Raw genomic sequence first — 2,330 nt, 5'->3', positions numbered from 1 at the left:
CGACCGTGGCGTTCGAGGTGGCGCGCCGGCTGGAGGAGCGCGGCGCCGCGCCGGTCCGGCTGTTCGCGTCGGCCCGGCGCGGCCCCACCACCCACCGCGGCGAGCGACTGCACCTGCGGGGCGACCGCGTGCTGATGGACGAGCTGAGGGCGTTGGGCGGCACGGACCTGCGGGCCATGGACGACGAGATCCTGGCGATGGTGCTGCCCGCCCTGCGGGCGGACTACAAGGCCGTGGAGACCTACGAGCACGTGCCCGGCCCGCCGCTGCGGGCGCCGATCACCGCGCTGATCGGCGACGGCGACCCGAAGGTGTCCGAGGACGAGGCCCGGACCTGGGCGGAGCACACCTCGGGCGGCTTCGAGCTGGAGGTCTTCCGCGGCGGCCACTTCTACCTGACCGATCACGCGGAGGCGGTCAACGCGCTGATCGCCGACCGCCTCCGACGGGCCCGCTGACCGTCAGTCGAGGTGCGCGAGGCCGATGGCGCACAGGTGGGACACCCACCGGCCCAGGTCCTCGCGCACCGCGTGCGGGTCGGTGTTCCACCTCCGCGCCAGCGCCGTGGACGCCTCGTCCACGCGGCCGTCGTGCCGGCGCAGCGCGATCCACATCCCGGTGTGCTCGGCCTCGAAGAGGAACGAGGTGCCCGTGCGGGACACGGTGAGCAGTAACCTGCCCTCCGCGTCGACCTCCGCGCTCACCGGGTGTTCGAGTCGAACGCGCACCCGCTCCCCCTGAACGGCTCGACGAGGCGGTCGCACCACGCGGCGATCGGCTCGGACGAGCGCACGGCGCACAGCACACCGCCCCCGGCCGCGGTGAACTCCCTCAGCACCGCGCGCACCACCCCGAGCGCCCACGCGTCGACCCCGGTGAACGGGTCGTCCAGCACCAGCAGCCGGCGCTCGCCCAGCAGCGCGGTCGCCAGCCGCAGCAGCAGGCGCTGCCCGGCGGTGCACCGGTACGCGGGCAGGTCGGCCGCGTCGGTCAGCTCGCACACCGACAGCAGCAGCGTGGACCGGCGCTCCGCGGCCACGCGCGACAGGCCGTGCGCCATCCCCGCGCACACCAGCACGTCGTGGCACGAGCGCCGGTCGACCACCGGCTCGTCCTCGGGGACCAGCGCGACCGCCGACCGCACCAGCCCGGGGCCGTCCCAGAGGTCCTCGCCGAACAGCCACATGACGCCGTCGTCGGGGGGCAGCAGGCCGGCCGCGATCGAGGTCAGCGTCGTCTTGCCCGCACCCGGGCCGCCGACCACCCCGACCAGCGCGCCGCCGCGCACCTCCAGGTCGACGCGGTCGAGCACGACCTCGTCCCCGAACTGCTTGCGGACGCCGTCCAGCCGGAGCAGCGGAGTCCCGGTGCTCCCGGCACCCGGGAGCACCCGCTCCTCCGAAACCCTTGCACGCATGAACTCCTCCTATGAGCTGACCTCAACGCTAAGAGAGGGCACCCGCGGAGGGCATGGCGCTAACGCCCCAATCGAGGTGGACCTACACCAACCCCCGATCGGGAAAGCCGGGAGGAGGAAAGTGACGAAGGGTCACAAGGCAGGGGTGCGGAACCGCCCGGAACCGGCCCGCGAAGATCGGGAATCCCGCCCCGTGCACACGCGGCGACCCGCACAAATCTCCGACGCGTGGAATATCCGGGACCGATACGTCCACCCGGTGTCCGCCTTGCCCTGTTCGGGTGGATAACGGCCCCCGGCGGCAGCCGGGATAAAAGGCCCGGTATCCTGCCCCAACGTCTCCAATAATGTGACCTTCGCCACTGACGCCTGTCGCGGCGGCGGAAGACCCCCGAACCGGCCCGTCCGTCACGCCGAGGCGGTGCCCCGCACGTCGGCCGTCAGCTCCAGCACCACCGCCGCCTTGTCCGGCCCCAGGAAGCGCAGCCCCATGAAGTTGTCGCCGGCGTTGAAGCCGGGCAGCGCCCAGATCTCCTCGTAAGGGATGTCTGTGGGCCAGAACGCGTGCAGGCTGTAGACGTTGCTCCACAGGCACCGGCCGGGGTCGGGCCGCCACAGGTGCCGGGAGAACTCCGGGTTGCGCAGGCCGTGGCCGACCTCGCCGATCGCCAGCACGCGCTTGCGGCCGGTCAGCAGCACGACGTCACCGGTGGCGAGCGTGTCCATCCGCCGGTCGTGCTTGGCCGTGGCGCCCCAGAACCGCGCGCGGCCCGACGGGTGCAGGTCGGTCAGCCGGGCCAGGTCCTCCGGGTCGAGCAGCCCGGCGCGGTCAGGCCCCCGGAACGGCACGGCGCGGTCCAGGGTCTCCGTCCAGTACCGGCGCACCCAGGGCTTGCCGTAAGAGGGCCTGTCT

Annotated in this window: 4 protein-coding genes; 1 reads left to right on the top strand and 3 read right to left on the bottom strand. The window is 73.1% G+C overall.

What is annotated here, in order from left to right:
• The coding region (locus ACFV4N_RS42870) for a thioesterase II family protein (protein WP_499678436.1) at positions 1–458 on the top strand (458 nt) is incomplete at its 5' end.
• 3 nt (positions 459–461) lie between these two features.
• On the opposite strand, the gene ACFV4N_RS42865 is transcribed toward ACFV4N_RS42870, so the two are convergent.
• The 3 genes from ACFV4N_RS42865 to ACFV4N_RS42855 all read right to left on the bottom strand — a co-directional run.
• Positions 462–728, bottom strand: coding sequence for a hypothetical protein (locus ACFV4N_RS42865; RefSeq protein ID WP_499678435.1), 267 nt, complete (start codon positions 726–728; stop codon positions 462–464).
• Positions 701–1,417, bottom strand: coding sequence for an ATP-binding cassette domain-containing protein (locus ACFV4N_RS42860; RefSeq protein ID WP_499678434.1), 717 nt, complete (start codon positions 1,415–1,417; stop codon positions 701–703). The genes ACFV4N_RS42865 and ACFV4N_RS42860 overlap by 28 nt, the downstream gene beginning before the upstream one ends.
• Before the next feature lie 408 nt (positions 1,418–1,825).
• A partial coding sequence (locus tag ACFV4N_RS42855) for a hypothetical protein (RefSeq protein ID WP_499678433.1) occupies positions 1,826–2,330 on the bottom strand: 505 nt, incomplete at its 5' end.

Origin of the sequence: Actinosynnema sp. NPDC059797, from assembly GCF_042732085.1 — a bacterium.
In the GTDB taxonomy this organism is placed as follows: domain Bacteria; phylum Actinomycetota; class Actinomycetes; order Mycobacteriales; family Pseudonocardiaceae; genus Actinosynnema.
Note: the sequence above shows the minus strand (reverse complement) of the source record. Positions and strands in the feature narration are given on the sequence as shown.

Excerpts from the sequence above, each read along its gene's own strand:
- ACFV4N_RS42860 (WP_499678434.1), bottom strand. The coding sequence starts at position 1,417 with ATGCGTGCAAGGGTTTCGGAGGAGCGGGTGCTCCCGGGTGCCGGGAGC.